This window comes from Kocuria turfanensis (assembly GCF_001580365.1).
In the GTDB taxonomy this organism is placed as follows: domain Bacteria; phylum Actinomycetota; class Actinomycetes; order Actinomycetales; family Micrococcaceae; genus Kocuria; species Kocuria turfanensis.
The window spans coordinates 1,771,993-1,788,014 of sequence record NZ_CP014480.1 but is presented as its reverse complement, the minus strand read 5'-3'; the positions used below and the strand labels follow the sequence as shown (position 1 = coordinate 1,788,014).

The following is a 16,022-nucleotide window of genomic DNA, read 5'->3' as shown; positions in this document are numbered from 1 at the left end:
GTCTGGGAAGAGGTCCGGGAAAGGGGTCGGGCAGAGGTCGGGGACGAGGTGCGGGACGGGGCCCGGGCCACGAGGGGCGGCCGGGCCGGACGGCGTCCCTGGCTGCTCAGGCGGGCAGCAGATCCGGCAGTGCGGCCGGCTGGTGGGGCACGCGCGGCAGGTCCACGCGCTCCAGCAGGTCCAGGGCGGCCCGGTGCTCGTTGAAGGTGTAGAGGTGCAGCCCGGGCGCCCCGGCGTCGAGGGCCGCGCGGGCGAGGCGGGTCGCGAAGGCCACGCCCGCCCGGTGCCGCTCGGCGGGGCCGGAGGCATCCTCCAGGGCCGCGGCCAGGCCCGGGTGGGGCCGGAGCCCCGCGAGCCGGCAGAGCGTGGCCAGCCGCCGCGGCTCCGTGACGGGCATGATCCCCGGCACGATCGGGATCGTCACCCCGGCGGCCCGGGCGGCGACCACGAGGCGCTCGTAGCGCTGCGGGCGGAAGTAGACCTGCGTGATCGCGAAGTCCGCCCCGGCGCGCTGCTTGGCCAGCAGCACCTCGATGTCGTGCCGGAAGGACGGCGACTCGGGGTGCCGGGTCGGGTAGGCGGCCACGCCCACGGCGAGCCGTCCGGCGGCGAGGGACGCGGTGTGGCGCTGCTCGACCTCGCGCACGAGCTCCACCAGGTCCCCGGCGTGGGCCAGCTCGCCGGGCTCCGCGCCCGGCTCCAGGTCCCCGCGCAGGGCCAGGACGCCCCGGACCCCGCGGTGGAGCAGGGAGGTGACGGTCTCCTCCAGCTCGGCCCGCGTGCTGCCCACGCACGTGAGGTGCGCCAGGGGCCGCAGGCCGGTGCGGGCCAGGAGGTGGTCCAGCAGCGCCAGTGACCCGGCCCGCCGCGGGGCGTCCCCGCTGTAGGTGACAGCGACGTGGTCGGGGCGGGTGGGCTCCAGCTCCTCGATGGTCCGCAGCAGCGTCTCGGCGCTCGCCGCGCAGCGCGGTGGATAGAGTTCGTAGGACAGGGCCGGCGGTGGCGCCGTCCGGTCGGGTGGTCGTCTCACAGAACCTCCTGGGGTCACCCCGAGGGAGGGCGCCGGCCGTCCCGGGGCGGACCCGGGAGGCTGCGACAGCTCCATCGGTCCTGGCGGGAGCACCGTTCCGCGGCCCCCGTGGGGCTGCGGATGGTTGCTGCGGCGTCGACGAGCCAGGTCTCTCGGCCGCTCTGGATAGATGCAGGACCCATTCCAGCGGGTGCCCGGGCGGGTGCCAAGTCCGGCGGCGCAGAAGACGCCGGTGCGCCGACTGTGACGGCGGGCGCGTCACGCGGCGCAACATCGACACCGGACGTCGCGCGACCCGCGGCGGCGCCGCGCAGTGCCACCGCTGCGGACCGGTTCGCACGGTGCCCGCCCGCGGTCATAATGAACGTGCCCCGCCGCCACGACCCCAGGAACGAGAATCCATGCCCAGTTCGCCCCGCATCGTGGCGGTCGTCCCGTGCCACAACGAGGAGGCCGCGATCGCGAAGGTCGTCACCGACCTGCTCGCCACGGTCCCCGGCATCGAGGTCCACGTCTACGACAACTGCTCGACCGACGGCACCGCCGAGGCGGCCCGGCGGGCCGGCGCGCACGTGCGGCGCGAGGAGGATAAGGGGAAGGGCAACGTGGTGCGGCGGGCCTTCGCGGACCTCGACGCCGACGTCTACCTGCTCATCGACGGCGACGACACCTACGACGTCGCCGACGCGCCCCGGATGATCGACACCCTGCTGGCAGGTCCCTACGACCACGTGCTCGGGGTGCGCCGCCAGGTCAGCGGCACCGCCTACCGGGCCGGCCACGAGTCCGGCAACCGGTTCTTCAACACCCTCGTCACCTTCGCCTTCCGCCGGCAGGTCACCGACATGCTCAGCGGCTACCGGGTCTTCTCGCGGCGCTTCGTGAAGTCCTTCCCGGCGCTGTCCCGGGAGTTCGAGATCGAGACCGAGCTGACCGTGCACTCCGTCAACGCCCGCGTGCCGCAGACCGAGGTGGAGGTGGGCTTCCGCGACCGGGCCGAGGGCAGCGAGAGCAAGCTGCGGACCTACCACGACGGCTTCCGGATCCTGGGCATCTTCGCCCAGCTGCTCTTCCAGGAACGGCCCTTCCTCGTCACCGGCGCCGTCTCGTGCGCACTGTTCCTGCTGGGCCTGGTCCTGGGCCTGCCCGTGGTGGTGGAGTTCGCGGGCACCGGGCTCGTGCCCCGCTTCCCGACGGCGTTCCTGGCCGCCTCCCTCGTGCTCCTGGCCGGGGTGTTCCTGCTGATGGGCGTCCTGCTGCACGGGCAGGCCAGGATCCGCCGGGAGACCTCCCGGCTGTTCTACCTGTGCCAGCCGGCCCCGCCGTGGAGCGGCGGGGCCGGGGCGGACCGTCCCGTTCCGCCCGCCGCGCAGGAGCGCCGGTGGGCCCGGTGACCGCGGCGGACACCGGCGGCCGCCTGGCCCCGCTGCGCCCCTGGCTCCAGGGCCTGGGCATGCTGGTGGTCCTGCAGTTCGCCCTGTTCGGGCTGCTGGTGGTGGGCCAGGCCGTGCCGGACCGGCCCGTCGTCGAGCACCTCCTCGCCGCGGTCGAGGACGGCACCTACGGCCCGCACGGCACGGTCGACCGGATGGGCACCCCGGCGGACACCTTCACCGAGTGCGTGGTCGCGGGCACGGGCCTGGGTGCGTCCCCGGAGGAGTCGGCGTTCAGCCGGGCCGTCCGGATGCCCCGGCTCGCCACCTGCGGCGGCGGGCCGGAGCAGCTCCGGGCCATCGCCGAGGGAGCCGTGCTCGAGGACAACGACTACTTCAAGTACTGGGCCGGCTACACGGTGCTCACCCGCCCCGTGCTGGCCGTGGCCGGACTGGAGGGGTTGCGGATCGTCTCGGGCACCCTCATGGTGCTCGCCCTGGCCGGGGCGTTCCTCGCGCTGCGCGCCCGGACCTCCACCGCCGTGGGACTGGCCCTCGTGCTGCCCTACGTCGCGGGGACCAACCTGCTGTCCACCCCCTCGACCTCCTTCAGCCAGTCGATCTCCATCGCCTTCATCTTCCTGTCCGTGGTCCTCGCCACGCTCGGGGCCGGCCGCTCGCCCCGGCTGGGCTGCGCGGGCGCCGCCCTGGGCGCCGCGCTCTTCTGCTTCGTCGACCTCCTGACCACGCCCGCCGTCCCGTGGGCGATGTCCGCCTTCGCCGTGGGCGCGGTGACGTGGTTCCACCGCCGCGAGCTGAGGGCCACGTTCGTGGCGGTGCTCCTGGCCGGGGCGGTCTGGCCCGTGGCCTTCGCCGTCACCTGGGCGGCCCGGTGGGTGATCGCCGGCGCCTTCCTGGGCGTCCCGGCCACCGTGGAGGTGGTCCGCCGCAACGTGGGGAACCGGACCGGCGGGGACCACGCGGGGGTCGCGGAGTCCTTCGGCGCGGGGGTGCGCGCCAACATCGACTACTGGTGGACCAGGGTGCCCACCGCGGAGCTCGTGCTCGCCGGCTGCCTGCTGGCGGCGGCCGCGGGCCTGGTCCTGGCCCACCGGCGCGGCGGGCCGTCCCGCTGGGCGGTCGCCCTGGTGCTGGCCCTGCCCGCGGCCGCGGTGCCCCTCTGGTACACCGTGCTCAGCAACCACTCCCAGATCCACGCGTTCTTCGTCAACCGCGGGGTGCCCGCCGCGCTCGCCGTCGTGACCGCCGCGTGCCTGGCCGCCGCCGCCCTGCCGCGCCCGGCGCCGGACGCCCCCGACGCCGCGGAGCGGAGCGAGCCCGCGGCCCCGGGGAAGGGGGCGGACGAGCGTCACGATCCGGTCTCGGGAGTGGCCGCACCGGCTCACCGGGCGTAGCCTTGAACAACCAACAGGTTGATCAAGGAATGCGTTGACAAATACCGTGGATCCCGACGACGACCTGCTCGACCGGGCCTTCCTGGCCCTCGCCGACCCGGTCCGGCGGCGGATCGTCGCCCGGCTCAGCCGGGGCCCGGCCACGGTCACCGAACTGGCGGAACCCTTCGCGATCTCCAAGCAGGCGGTCTCGAAGCACATCCAGGTCCTCGAGCAGGCGCAGCTCGTCACGCGCACCCGTGACGCCCAGCGGCGGCCCGTCCACCTGGACCCCGCACGGCTGGAGGCGCTCACCGCCTGGATCGACCGGTACCGGCTGGTCCGGGAGGAGCAGTTCCGCCGCCTCGACGCCGTGCTCGACACCCGCGCCGCACCCCGCGGCGCGCACCGGGAGGAGCCCACCATGGGACACGCCCTGTACCTGACCGTCCCCGACGACGTGCCGTACATCGACTTCGAGCGGGACTTCGACTTCCCCGTAGCGGAGGTCTACCGCGCCCACGCCGACCCCGAGCTGTTCCGGCAGTGGATCGGCCCGCGCGGGCTGCGGACCCGGATCGACGGCTTCGAGTTCCGCGCCGGCGGCGCCTACCGCTTCGTCCAGCGCGGCGAGGACAGCGCCGAGGAGCACGCCTTCCGCGGCGTCTTCCACACGGTGCGCGAGAACGAGCTGGTCGTCCAGACCTTCGAGTACGAGGGCTGGCCCGACGCGGTCGACCTCGAGTACCTGCGCTTCGAGGACCTGGGCGGCGGCCGGTGCCGGCTGCGCGGGCACACCGTCCACGCCTCGCAGGAGGCCCGCGACGGGATGGTCGGCTCCGGCATGGAGAAGGGCATGGCCGAGGGCTACGAGCGGCTCGAGGAGCTGCTGGCCGGGCTGCTCGGCGGACAGGGAGGCTGAGCGTGGACTGGACCCTCGAGGTGGTGCTGGTGCCGGTGCGCGACGTCGACCGGGCCGTGGAGTTCTACCGGGACCAGGTCGGCTTCCACCTCGACCACCACACCACCACCGAGCAGATGGACATCGCCCAGCTGACCCCGCCCGGGTCCGGCTGCTCGATCGTGGTGGGCAACCTCCCCGCCCACCGGGAGATGGCCCCCGGGTCCCTGCGGGGGCTCCAGCTGGTGGTCGCGGACGCCCGGGCGGCCCGGGAGGAGCTGCTGTCCCGGGGCGTGGAGGTCAGCGGGATCACGGTGATCGACGAGCGGGACGGTGGCACGGTCTTCGGCTTCAGCGATCCCGACGGCAACTCGTGGGTGGTCCAGGAGCTGCGGGCTCGCGCCGGTCGTCCGCTGATCCCGCCCGAGCACCGCCTCTGAGCGTCCGCTCCCGGGCGTTCCCGGACGGCCCGTACCCGCCCGGGAGCGGACGCTCACAGGATCGCGCGCAGGAACGTCTTCGTCCGCTCGTTGCGCGGTGCCGTGAAGATCATCTCCGGAGCGCCGTCCTCGACGATGCGCCCGGCGTCGAACATCAGCACCCGGTGGGACACGTCCCGGGCGAACTGCATCTCGTGGGTCACGATCAGCATGGTGATGTCCGTCGTGTCCGCGACCTCGCGCAGGACGTTGAGCACGTCGTCCACGAGCTCCGGGTCCAGCGCGGACGTCACCTCGTCCAGCAGGAGGATCTCCGGGTCCATCGCGAGGGCCCGGGCGATGGCGACGCGCTGCTGCTGACCGCCGGACAGCCTCGAAGGGTGCTCATCGGCCTTCTCCTCCAGCCCGACTTGCCGCAGCAGGCCCATGGCCTTGTCCTTCGCCTCGGTCTTCTTCATCCCCAGCACGTGCACGGGGGCCTCGGTGACGTTCTCCAGCACGCTCATGTTGGGGAACAGGTTGAACTGCTGGAAGACCATGCCGATCCGGCGTGTGATCTGCTTTTTCCGCTTGGCCGGCACCTCCACACGCCGCCCGTTGCGCAACTCGTGGGTCAGGGGCTCGCCGCCCACGAGGATGAACCCGTCCGTCAGGTCCTCCAAGGTCATCAGAAGCCGCAGGATGGTGGTCTTGCCCGATCCACTGGGGCCGATCAGCGTGACCCGCTCGCCGCGGTCGACGCTGAAGTCGAGTCCGTCGAGCACGGTGTGGCCACCGAACCGCTTCACGACGTCGCGGAACTCGATGGTCGGCACCTGGTCCCGCCCCGGCGCAGGAGGCGTCGAGTCGCCTGCGGTGCGCTGTTCGGGAAGCTCGTCCTCACGGTCAGTAGTGGGCAAGGCGTTTCTCCAATCGGCGGATCAGGACGGAGGTGGGGTAGCTGGCCAGCAGGAAGATCAGGCCGGCGAGCGTGAACGCCTCCGTGTACGCGAAGTTGCGGGCCCCGAACTGCTGGGCGGACGTGACGAGCTCCACCACGGAGATGGCGAACAGGAACGGCGTGTCCTTGAACATGGCCACCGCGTAGTTGCCCAGGGAGGGGATCGTCGCACGCAGGGCCTGCGGCAGGACCACCGCGCGCCACGTGCGGGACGCAGGGAGGGAGAGTGCCGTAGCGGCCTCCCACTGGCCCTTCGGCACTGACTCGATGCCCGCCCGATAGCTCTCGGCCATATACGTGGCGTAGTGGATGCCGATGACCGCGACACCGATAACCAGGGGGGACACCTCGGTGAGCAGGTAGTACACGAACAGCAGCTGCACCACGAGCGGGGTCATCCGGACGAACTCGGTGGCCCAGTGGACGATCTGTCGCAGGGGAGTGGGCAGCGCGCGCTTGAGCACGGCGATGACGAGGCCCAGCCCCGCGGCGATGAGCGTGCCCAGCACGGTGGCCAGCAGCGTGATCCTGAAGCCCTCCAGCAGCAGCGGCAGGGCCTCGAGCGCACGCTCCCAGCTCCAGATCACGGCGTGCCACCGCCCACCTCGGCCGACTCCGGCCGGGTCGGCCGCCAGATCTCGCGCATGGACGGGCCCCGCCCCAGGGAGTTCTTCGCACGGATCTCGAGGACGTTCATCCCCAGGTTCAGCAGGTAGGCGAGCACGAAGTAGATGAGCAGGCCCACCGTGAACGCGAACAGGGTATCCCCGGTGGCCTGTCTGAGCTGGACGACATGGAAGTTGAGGTCGCTCAGCGTGATGAAGCTGACCACCGCGGTCCCCTTGAGCAGCTGGATCAGAAGGTTGGCCAGGGAGGGGATCATCAGCGCCCACGCCTGAGGGAAGATGATCCGGCGCATCCGGTGGATCCCCGACATCCCCAGGGCGTGCGTGGCTTCCCACTGACCGCGGTCCACCGAGGCGATGGAGCCGCGGACCACTTCGGCACCGTAGGCGCCGTAGTTCAGGGCGAGGGCCAGGACACCGACCGTCATCGGCTCCAGACGGACCCCCAGCAGCGGCAGCACGAAGAACAGCCAGAACAGCTGGACCAGCAGGGAAGTGCCGCGGAAGAACTCCACGACCACGCGAGCAGTCCCTCTGAGGAGCGCGGCCTCCGACCGTGAGGCAAGGCCGAGGGCCACCGCGACGACGAACGCCCCGAGCGCCCCGCCCAGCGTCAGCTGCAGGGTGACGAGCACGCCGTCGACGAGCCGGGGCGAGAAGTCCCACAGGACGGCGAGATTCTCCCGCACGGGGCTAGCCTTCGGAATCCTCGGTCCCGGCGGGCGCAGCCTCCGGCGTCTCGCCCTCCGCCAGCTCACCGGCGCACAGCTGCTCGGTGGTCACGGAGCCGTCCGGGCGCTCCGCCGCGGTGAACCCGAAGTCTCCCATGATCTCCAAGTAGCGCTCCTCGTCACTGACGATCTTCTCGAGCTCCTCGTTGTAGGCCGCGAGCAACTGCTCGTCCTCGGTGCGGAACACGGTCCCGCCGGCGCCCACCTGGGGAACGCCGTCGATCTCCTGGACGTAGGACTCGGTCACCTCCACCGGGGCGTCGGGGTTCCCGTCCGCCATCCAGTTGAGCGAGATCCCGGTCAGGGCGAAGACGTCCGCGCGTCCGTTGACCACGGCGTCCATGCCGTCCTGCGGACCGGCCACCTCGTTGTTGTCGATGCCCAGCGAATCGGCGTAGCTGGACTCGATGGCCCCGGTCATCGTGACGAGTTGCACGTCCGGGTTGGCTGCCACGTCGTCGAGCGTCCGGAGCTCGTACGGATTGCCCTCGGCGACCATGAGCGCGGTCGTGTACATGAACTCGGGGTTGCTGAAGGACGCCTGCTCGCACCGCTCGGGAAGGATGGACATCCCGGCGCTGACGGCGTCGAAACGGCCCGCCGTGAGCCCGGGGATGAGCGACCCGAAGTCGGTGTTGACGCCCTCGAGCTCCTCGACCCCCAGCGCGCCGAAGATCTCACGGTGCAGCGCCACGGTTGCCCCGGTCAGCTCGCCGCCCTCCTCGAAGCTGTAGGGAGCCTCGCCGGCGAAGCCCACGGTGATACTGCCCGACTCCTGGGCCTGGGACAAGGTGTTGCCGGCATCCTCCCCCGCACCACCGCAAGCGGTCAGCAGGCCTAGTGCCGTCGCGCTCCCGAGCGCCGCGGCGCGGCGCTTCCTGTTCCACTGAGTCTTCGTCGACTGCACCATGGTGACGGCCCTCCGGGCTGATCAGTGCCCTGGCGCATCTCGCGGCACCGGTCCTTCGTGCCGCGGGCGAGGAGCCCGGGCGAGAGGTTGTGGTCCTGTCCGCTCATTCAACAGCGTCCCCTTGCGGATGTCACGCGATGTCAGTCGGAGATCCCCATCAGGTGGTCGATCCAGGGTGGCGGCCGAGAAGCTTCGAGGCCAGCGCGATGAGCAGCACCAGACCGGCGGTGAGCAGCAGCTGACCGCGCACGGCGTCGTCGAGCAGGCCGAGCAGCAGGATGCCGGCGAGGATTGCCAGCGCCAGCCAGGACAGCCACGGGAAGGCCCACATCCGCAGCGGCAGCTCGGTCCCGTCCCGGTCCGCGCGGCGGCGCAGCACGATCTGGGAGACCAGGGCGAGCCCCCAGACCACGAGGCAGGTGGCACCGACCGTGTTGAGCATCCACAGCAGCACGGTCTCGGGCCACAGGTAGTTCAGCACCACGGCCCCGAAGCCGAAGGCCACGGAGACGAGCACCGCGGTCCGGGGCACCCCGCGGGCGGAGACGTCGGCGAAGGCCCGCGGGGCGGAGCCGCGGCGGGCCAGGGAGTACAGCATCCGGGACGAGCCGTAGACGTTGGCGTTGAGCGCCGAGAGCAGCGCCAGGATGATGATCACGGCCATCACCACGTCGGCGCCCGGCACCCCGGCGGTCTCCAGCACGGCCACGAAGGGGCTCACGGAGAGCTGCTCGTCGTCCCACGGCAGCACCAGCACCATCACGGTCACCGCGCCCACGTAGAAGACGAGGATGCGGACCAGGATGGTGCGCACGGCGCGCGCCACGTTGTGCTGCGGGTCCTCGGTCTCCGCGGCCGCTATGGTCACCAGCTCCGTGCCGCCGAACGCGAAGATCACCACGAGCAGCGCGGCGGCGACCCCGGTGAGCCCGTTGGGCAGGAAGCCGCCGTGCGCGGTGAGGTTGCCGAGCCCGGGGGAGGGCACGTCGGTCAGGCCCAGCAGCACGGCCAGGCCGACCCCCAGGAACGCCAGCACGGCGAGCACCTTCATCAGGGCGAACCAGAACTCGGTCTCCCCGAGGGTGCGCACCTTCACCAGGTTGACCGCCGTGAACACCACCATGAACAGCAGCGCCAGCACCCACTGCTCGGCCACCGGCCACAGCTCTGTCAGCAGCTGGGCCGCGGCCGTGGCCTCCGCCGCGACCACCACCACGATCTGCGCCCACCACAGCCAGCCGAGGGTCCGGCCCACGGTCCGGCCCATGGCCTTCTCGGCGTAGGTGGAGAACGCGCCCGGGGACGGGTCCGCGGCGGCCATCTCGCCCAGCGCCCGCATGACCAGCACGAGCAGCACGCAGGCCACCAGGAAGGACAGCAGCACCGCCGGCCCCGCCGTGCGGATCGCGGCGCCGGTGCCGATGAACAGGCCGGTGCCGATCGCGCTGCCCAGGGCCATCATGACCAGGTGACGCGCCTTGAGGTGGCTGCCCGGTGCGGTCCCGGACGGTGTGGCCGGGCGCGGCGGGCCGGACGCGGTCCGGGTCCAGGAGGAAGGGGAACTCATGGGCATCCAGGGTATCGGACCGCGGCACTCCCGGGTGGCGGGCCCGGATGCGTGCGCCCGGTCACGGACCGCTAGACTTGCACGGTACGAGCCCCTGGGCCTCCATCCTGCCGGCGCGGCGCCGCCTCGAGCGTGCGGACAGGACCGGGTCGACACAGGGGCGTTGTCGTGCCCGGCCGGGGCGAGCCTCCGCCGGGCCCCGCGGGAGAGCTCCCGCGTCATCCAGGCAGGAGAGTCCGTCAATGCCAGCAATCGTGATCGTCGGCGCCCAGTGGGGCGACGAGGGCAAGGGCAAGGCCACCGACCTGCTCGGCGGCCGCGTCGACTACGTGGTCAAGCCCAACGGCGGCAACAACGCCGGGCACACCGTGGTGGTGGGCGGGGACAAGTTCGAGCTCAAGCTCCTGCCGGCGGGGATCCTGAGCCCCAACGCCGTGCCCGTGATCGGCAACGGCGTCGTCGTCAATCCCCAGGCACTCTTCGAGGAGATCGACGGCCTGGAGGCGCGCGGGGCGGACACCTCGCGGCTGCGGCTCTCCGCGAACGCCCACCTCGTGGCCCCCTACCACCAGACCATGGACCAGGTCACCGAGCGCTTCCTCGGCAAGCGGGCGATCGGCACCACCGGCCGCGGCATCGGCCCGGCCTACATGGACAAGGTCGGCCGGCTGGGCATCCGCGTGCAGGACGTCCTGGACGAGTCGATCCTGCGGCAGAAGATCGAGGGCGCGCTGCGGCAGAAGAACGAGCTGCTGGTCAAGCTCTACAACCGGCGGGCCATCGACGTCGAGGAGGTCGTGCAGTACTTCCTGGGCTACGCCGAGCGGCTGGCCCCGATGATCGTGGACTCCACCTACCTCCTCAACCACGCCCTCGACGAGGGCCAGGTGGTGCTCATGGAGGGCGGCCAGGCCACCTTCCTCGACGTGGACCACGGCACCTACCCGTTCGTGACCTCCTCCAACCCGACGGCCGGCGGCGCGTCCGTGGGCTCGGGCATCGGCCCCACCCGCATCACCCGGGCGATCGGGATCATCAAGGCCTACACCACCCGGGTGGGCGCCGGCCCGTTCCCCACGGAGCTGTTCGACGAGATGGGCGAGCGGCTGCGCACCACCGGCGGCGAGTTCGGCGTGAACACCGGCCGCCCGCGCCGCACCGGCTGGTACGACGCCGTGATGGCCCGCCACGCCTCCCGGATCAACGGCTTCACCGACTACTTCCTCACCAAGCTCGACGTCCTCACGGGCATCGAGCGGATCCCCGTGTGCGTGGCCTACGACGTCGACGGCGTGCGCCACGACGAGATGCCGATGACCCAGACGGAGTTCCACCACGCCAAGCCGATCTTCGAGCACTTCGACGGCTGGACGGAGAACATCACCGGCTGCCGCTCCCTGGAGGACCTGCCGGCCAACGCCCGCGCCTACGTGGAGGCGCTCGAGTCGATGAGCGGTACCCGGATGTCCGCCATCGGCGTGGGCCCGGACCGCGACGACACCATCGTGGTCCGCGACCTCATCGACTGATCCCTCCCGCACGCGAGGTCGCACGTCTCGGCGACCGAGCGCGCTCAAGGTCGCCGAGACGTGCGACCTCGCGTGCGGGAGCGAGGGGTCAGACGAGGACGAGCACCACCCAGACGCCGAGCGCGCCGAGCACGAGCACGGCGAGCGCGGTGGCCAGCACCGCCCCGGCCTCCGGGGCCGACTCCTCCCGGGCGATCCCGCGGGCGCTGCGCGCGTACCGCGGCCGCTGGGTCAGGTAGATCGACCCGGCCGTGAGCACCGCCAGCCCGAAGAGCACCAGCACGAACGGCCCGTGCTGGGGGAGCCAGCGCAGGAAGACCGCCGAGACCACCACGAAGGACATCAGGGTCCGCCCCCACGCCATGGTGGTCCGCTCCGGCTGCAGGCCCTCGTCCTCGTGCGGGCGCTCCGGCGGTGGGGCGGGCCGGCGGCTGTGCGGGCGCGGCATCTCAGCCCTGCAGGACGACGACGACGAGCACTCCCGCCGCGATCGCCCCACCCACCGCGAGCACCGGCGCGATCAGGGGCAGGGGCAGCGGGGCCTGGCGCCGCATGCTCCGCTCGACCCCGATCCAGCGGAACGTGGCGCCCGCGCTGACCAGCATGCTCAGCACCAGCAGGACGACCGCGAGAAACGTGCGGATGCCCTCGTCGAACAGGTCCGCGGTGAACGCCTCGATCGCGATCCCGCCGGCCAGGAACGCCAGCGCGGTCCGGATCCAGGCGAGGAACGTGCGCTCGTTGGCAAGGGTGAAGCGGGGGTCGGGGTCCTCCCCGCCGCCGAGCACCCGCTCGGTCAGCCGGCGCCGTCCCGGGGTTCCCGGCTGCTCGCCCATCGTCCGCCCTCCGCTCGCCCGGTCGTTCCACGGCCCATCCTGTCACGGGGTCCCGCCCGTGCCGGGGGCGGAGGGGACGGCACTGTTGTCCGGATCACGTCCGCCCCATACCCTGGGATTCCCTCCAACCCCCCTGAGGAGCCCCCCATGGAACACGCCCGCACCGCGCGTCTGACCTCCGTCCTGGCCCTGGCGGCCCTGCTCGCCGCCGGCGGCGCCGTGACCGCGCCCGCCACCGCCGTGGGCGAGGGCCCGAACCCCGGCACCGGCCAGTACACGACCGCCCACCTCAGCACCTACGAGGACCTGGCCGCGGAGCTGCAGGACCAGGACGCGCGCCAGGACGCGCTCGAGCTGAAGGTCATCGGCCAGTCCGTCAAGGGGCGGGACCTCTACCTCGCCGAGTACGTCTCCGACCCCGAGAACCCCACGATCCTGTACCTGACCCAGCAGCACGGCAACGAGCAGCTCACCACCGAGGGGGCGCTCAGCTTCATCAAGGCACTGGGCACCGGCAAGTCCGCCGACCTGCTCGAGAACGTGAACATCCTCGTGGTGCCCATGCTCAACCCGGACGGCGCGATGGGCGACGTCGACTTCTCGCTCGACGACTACCTGGCCAAGGACCGCCACCTCACCCGGTACAACGCCAACGGGATCGACCTCAACCGCGACCACGTCGCCCGCACGCAGCCCGAGACGCAGGCGCTGCACCAGAACGTGCTGGGCGCCTACGACATCGACTACATGATCGACCTGCACCACCAGGGCACGCAGTCCGAGGTGGACGGGGAGCTCGTCTCCGGCTCGATCCTGTACCCGACGACGCCGAACGCCGACCCCGAGCTCGTCCAGCGCTCGCAGCAGCTCGGCGCCGTGGTGCACTCCGCGATCGAGCCCACCGGCTGGGGCCGGCTCGGCAAGTACGTGGGCGGGACGGCCGAGACCATCAGCCGCAACGGGATCGCGGTCGAGTACGGGGTGGCCACGCTGCTGTTCGAGATGCGCGGGATGTCCGACCACTACCGCGAGGACTACATCCTCGGCGGCCGCAGCAACGGCTACCTGATCCGCCAGACGGTGCTGACCCTGACGGAGACGGCCCGGGCGATCGGGGACGGGTCGATCGAGACCGCCGACACCAGCTTCTGGGACACGCTGCCGGAGCAGACCACCCGCACGGAGTGACCGTGCGGGGTGACCGTGCGGGGTGACCGCGGCGGCGCGGGCCGCTCGACGTCGGGCGGTCCCGCCCGCGCGCGGCGGCGGATACAGTGGGCGCAGCGGCGCCGCCGGCGCACCGCGCCGGGGCGCCCCGGACCCGCCGCCGCACCGAGGAGAGACCGTGAAGATCGCCGTCGGACAGTTCGCGCCCACCGCGGACACGGCCGAGAACCTGCAGACCATGCGCCGGATGGCCGGGGAGGCCGCCGCCGCCGGCGCGGAGCTCGTCGTGTTCCCCGAGGAGGCCATGTTCTCCGAGCGGCTCATCGGGGAGCGGTTCGAGGAGCTGGTGCTGCGCGGGTGGTCCGGCTTCGTCCAGCAGCTGTCCTTCCTGGCCGCGCAGACGGGCGTGGCCGTGATCGCCGGCGGCTACGAGGCCTCCGCCGACGGCCGGCCCTACAACACGCTCGCGGCCGTGGACGGGCAGGGCGCGGTCCTCGGGACGTACCGCAAGCTCCACCTCTACGACGCGTTCAGCCACCGGGAGTCCGACCGGATCCGGCCCGGGGACAAGGGCGTGACGGTGGTGCGGATCGGTGAGCTCTCGGTCGGCATGATCACCTGCTACGACCTCCGCTTCCCCGAGATCTGCCGCGCCGTGGTCGACGCCGGGGCGCAGCTGCTGACCGTGCCCGCCGCCTGGTTCGCCGGGGAGCACAAGGTGGACCACTGGCAGGCGCTGCTCAAGGCCCGCGCGATCGAGAACACGGTCTGGGTGGCGGCCGCGGACACCTGCGCCGCGCACACGGTCGGCCGCTCCGCGGTCCTGGACCCGCTCGGCGTGGTCGTGGCCGAGGCCGGGGAGGAGGAGACGGTGCTCACCGCCGACGTCACCGCGGAGCGCATCGTCGAGGTGCGCGCAACCGTGCCCGTGCTCGCCAACCGCCGGTTCGGCCCGGCCCAGCTGCTGCCCGCCGACGATGACTGAGGCGGTGGCCACCGCGACCCCGGCCCCCGGACGGGCCCCCGAGGACACCGTCCGCCCCGCCCTGCGGCCCCGCACCGTGGTGGCGCTGTTCGCGGGGCTGTCCCTGCTCTTCGGGACGGTCTTCGCCCTGATGGTGCCCTCGGCCTGGGGCCCGGACGAGCACACCCACTTCAAGCGCGCCTACCAGGTGTCCCAGGGCGGATTCGCCCCCCAGCGGCTTCCCGACGACGGTCCCTATCCCGTCTACGGCGGCGCCGTGCCCGCCACCGCCCAGGAGTTCATGGCCGAGCACGCCGGGGCGCCGCGGTCCAAGGAGCGCAACTCCGACCCGCTGTACGTCGCGACCGAGGAGCGCGCGCGGGCACTGGCGGCGCCCCTGGCGGGCGAGCACGTGCTGACCTCGTTCTCCAACACCGCGGCGTACTCGCCGGTGCCCTACCTGCCCGCGGCCCTGGGGGCGCGGATCGCCACCGCCGCGGAGCTCGACGTCGGCACGGCCTGGACCCTGATGCGGATGCTGCAGGTGCTCGCCTACACGGGCGTGGCCGCGGTGGGGCTCTGGGCCCTGCGCGGCACCCGCTTCCTGTGGGTCGGCTTCTGCGTGGCGCTGCTGCCCACCGCCCTGTACCAGTCGGCGGTGATCTCCGCGGACTCGGTGACCAACGCCGTGGTGCTGACCTTCACCGCGCTCGTGCTGCGCGCGACCGTGCTGGACCGCTCCGGGGCGCCCCTCACCCGCACGGAGCTGGGGATCGTGCTCGCGAGCGCGATCGCCCTGCCGCTGATGAAGCCCACCTACGTGATCCTGTCCCTGCTGCTGCTGGCCGTCCCGCTGCGGAAGTACCCGCTGCCCCGCCGCCGGGACGGGCGGCCGGCGGCGGCCTCCCTGGTGCTCACCGGATGCCTGCTGCTGACGCTGCTGGGCTTCGCGGGATGGATGTCGCTGGCCGCCGGGACCACCGAGGCGATGGGGGCGCTGCGCGGCCCGGAGGAGCGGCACACCGTGCGGCCCGACGACCAGCTGGCCTTCGTGCTGAGCGAGCCGGTGGCCGTCCTGGGGATCGCCGCGCGGACGATCCTGACCGCGGACTGGGACTACGCGGCCGGCTTCGTCGGCCAGATGGGCTACGGGCCCGGGCGGACCATCGACGGTCCCTTCGTCGGGGCGGTGTGCTGGCTCGTCGCCGTGGGCGCCGCGTTCTTCCACGGCCCGCGGGGCGTGGCGTCGCGCCGGGTCGCGGCGTGGTTCGCCGGGGTGCTGCTGCTCAACGTCGCCGCGATCTTCGGCACGCTCTACCTCAGCTTCGCCCCGGTGGAGTCCGGCATCGTCAACGGTGTGCAGGGCCGCTACTTCGTCCCGCTCGCCCTGCTGCTGCTCGGGGCGCTGGTGCCGCTGGTGCACGCCCGGTTCCCCGCCACCCCGGCGGGCCTGCGCCGGGTGGACACCACGATCCTCGTCCTCGTACCCCTGTCGGCCGTGCTGGCCGTGGCCGGCTACGCCACCGTGGTGCACATCACCGGCCACTACGCCCTTCCCTGACCGGCCGCACCGCGCGCGCCGGCCGCACCGACGACTCCACCGCACCGACGACC

General features: G+C 72.5%; 16 protein-coding genes, 1 pseudogene and 1 riboswitch. Of the genes and pseudogenes, 9 read left to right on the top strand and 8 right to left on the bottom strand.

Annotated features, from left to right (window positions below; genetic code table 11):
* Positions 1-106 precede the first annotated feature (106 nt).
* Entirely contained in the window at positions 107-1,030 is a 924-nt protein-coding gene (locus AYX06_RS08255) for a methylenetetrahydrofolate reductase (protein WP_062735363.1), read from the bottom strand.
* Between the two features lie 68 nt (positions 1,031-1,098).
* A riboswitch (SAM riboswitch) is annotated at positions 1,099-1,202 on the bottom strand.
* Positions 1,203-1,431: 229 nt separating this feature from the next.
* Here AYX06_RS08255 and AYX06_RS08250 point away from each other — a divergent pair.
* The 5 genes and pseudogenes from AYX06_RS08250 to AYX06_RS08230 all read left to right on the top strand — a co-directional run bounded on the left by AYX06_RS08250 (position 1,432) and on the right by AYX06_RS08230 (position 5,138).
* Entirely contained in the window at positions 1,432-2,424 is a 993-nt protein-coding gene (locus AYX06_RS08250; protein WP_062735362.1) for a glycosyltransferase, read from the top strand.
* Positions 2,412-3,818 carry a hypothetical protein gene (locus AYX06_RS08245; protein WP_062735361.1) on the top strand — a complete coding sequence of 469 codons (1,407 nt, stop codon included), beginning with the start codon at positions 2,412-2,414 and terminating at the stop codon, positions 3,816-3,818. Before AYX06_RS08250 ends, AYX06_RS08245 begins: the two co-directional genes overlap by 13 nt.
* Before the next feature lie 46 nt (positions 3,819-3,864).
* Positions 3,865-4,215 (top strand): annotated as a pseudogene (locus AYX06_RS08240) (ArsR/SmtB family transcription factor); the annotation flags it as partial.
* 6 nt (positions 4,216-4,221) lie between these two features.
* On the top strand, positions 4,222-4,719 hold the full coding sequence (locus AYX06_RS08235) for an SRPBCC family protein (RefSeq protein ID WP_062736954.1): 498 nt from the start codon (positions 4,222-4,224) through the stop codon (positions 4,717-4,719).
* A gap of 2 nt (positions 4,720-4,721) precedes the next feature.
* Positions 4,722-5,138, top strand: a complete 417-nt coding sequence (locus tag AYX06_RS08230) for a VOC family protein (RefSeq protein ID WP_062735360.1) — start codon at positions 4,722-4,724, stop codon at positions 5,136-5,138.
* A gap of 53 nt (positions 5,139-5,191) precedes the next feature.
* Here the strand turns inward: AYX06_RS08230 and ehuA are convergent, their stop codons facing one another.
* The 5 genes from ehuA to AYX06_RS08205 all read right to left on the bottom strand — a co-directional run bounded on the left by ehuA (position 5,192) and on the right by AYX06_RS08205 (position 9,918).
* Positions 5,192-5,953 (bottom strand): ectoine/hydroxyectoine ABC transporter ATP-binding protein EhuA, encoded by a 762-nt coding sequence (ehuA, locus tag AYX06_RS08225; RefSeq protein ID WP_062735359.1) that lies wholly within the window; start codon positions 5,951-5,953, stop codon positions 5,192-5,194.
* A gap of 70 nt (positions 5,954-6,023) precedes the next feature.
* Positions 6,024-6,665: an ectoine/hydroxyectoine ABC transporter permease subunit EhuD gene (gene ehuD / locus AYX06_RS08220; protein WP_062735358.1), complete on the bottom strand. Its 642-nt coding sequence runs from the start codon at positions 6,663-6,665 to the stop codon at positions 6,024-6,026.
* Entirely contained in the window at positions 6,662-7,393 is a 732-nt protein-coding gene (ehuC, locus tag AYX06_RS08215) for an ectoine/hydroxyectoine ABC transporter permease subunit EhuC (RefSeq protein ID WP_062735357.1), read from the bottom strand. The genes ehuD and ehuC overlap by 4 nt, the downstream gene beginning before the upstream one ends.
* Positions 7,394-7,397: 4 nt before the next feature.
* Entirely contained in the window at positions 7,398-8,345 is a 948-nt protein-coding gene (ehuB, locus tag AYX06_RS08210) for an ectoine/hydroxyectoine ABC transporter substrate-binding protein EhuB (protein WP_062735356.1), read from the bottom strand.
* Positions 8,346-8,502: 157 nt separating this feature from the next.
* On the bottom strand, positions 8,503-9,918 hold the full coding sequence (locus tag AYX06_RS08205; protein ID WP_084271517.1) for an amino acid permease: 1,416 nt from the start codon (positions 9,916-9,918) through the stop codon (positions 8,503-8,505).
* 236 nt (positions 9,919-10,154) lie between these two features.
* Here AYX06_RS08205 and AYX06_RS08200 point away from each other — a divergent pair, with 236 nt between their 5' ends.
* Positions 10,155-11,441: an adenylosuccinate synthase gene (locus AYX06_RS08200; protein ID WP_062735354.1), complete on the top strand. Its 1,287-nt coding sequence runs from the start codon at positions 10,155-10,157 to the stop codon at positions 11,439-11,441.
* An 88-nt stretch (positions 11,442-11,529) separates the two neighbouring features.
* On the opposite strand, the gene AYX06_RS08195 is transcribed toward AYX06_RS08200, so the two are convergent.
* Together AYX06_RS08195 and AYX06_RS08190 are read right to left on the bottom strand one after the other, a co-directional pair.
* Positions 11,530-11,889 (bottom strand): DUF202 domain-containing protein, encoded by a 360-nt coding sequence (locus AYX06_RS08195; protein WP_062735353.1) that lies wholly within the window; start codon positions 11,887-11,889, stop codon positions 11,530-11,532.
* A 1-nt stretch (position 11,890) separates the two neighbouring features.
* The gene (locus tag AYX06_RS08190; RefSeq protein ID WP_062735352.1) at positions 11,891-12,277 is read right to left on the bottom strand and encodes a YidH family protein; all 387 of its coding nucleotides are present in this window, start codon (positions 12,275-12,277) and stop codon (positions 11,891-11,893) included.
* A gap of 147 nt (positions 12,278-12,424) precedes the next feature.
* Here AYX06_RS08190 and AYX06_RS08185 point away from each other — a divergent pair, with 147 nt between their 5' ends.
* From AYX06_RS08185 to AYX06_RS08175, 3 genes are all read left to right on the top strand, one after another.
* Entirely contained in the window at positions 12,425-13,465 is a 1,041-nt protein-coding gene (locus tag AYX06_RS08185; protein WP_062735351.1) for a M14 family zinc carboxypeptidase, read from the top strand.
* 157 nt (positions 13,466-13,622) lie between these two features.
* Positions 13,623-14,429 carry a carbon-nitrogen hydrolase family protein gene (locus tag AYX06_RS08180; protein ID WP_062735350.1) on the top strand — a complete coding sequence of 269 codons (807 nt, stop codon included), beginning with the start codon at positions 13,623-13,625 and terminating at the stop codon, positions 14,427-14,429.
* A gap of 4 nt (positions 14,430-14,433) precedes the next feature.
* Entirely contained in the window at positions 14,434-15,969 is a 1,536-nt protein-coding gene (locus tag AYX06_RS08175; protein WP_062735349.1) for a DUF2142 domain-containing protein, read from the top strand.
* Positions 15,970-16,022 lie beyond the last annotated feature (53 nt).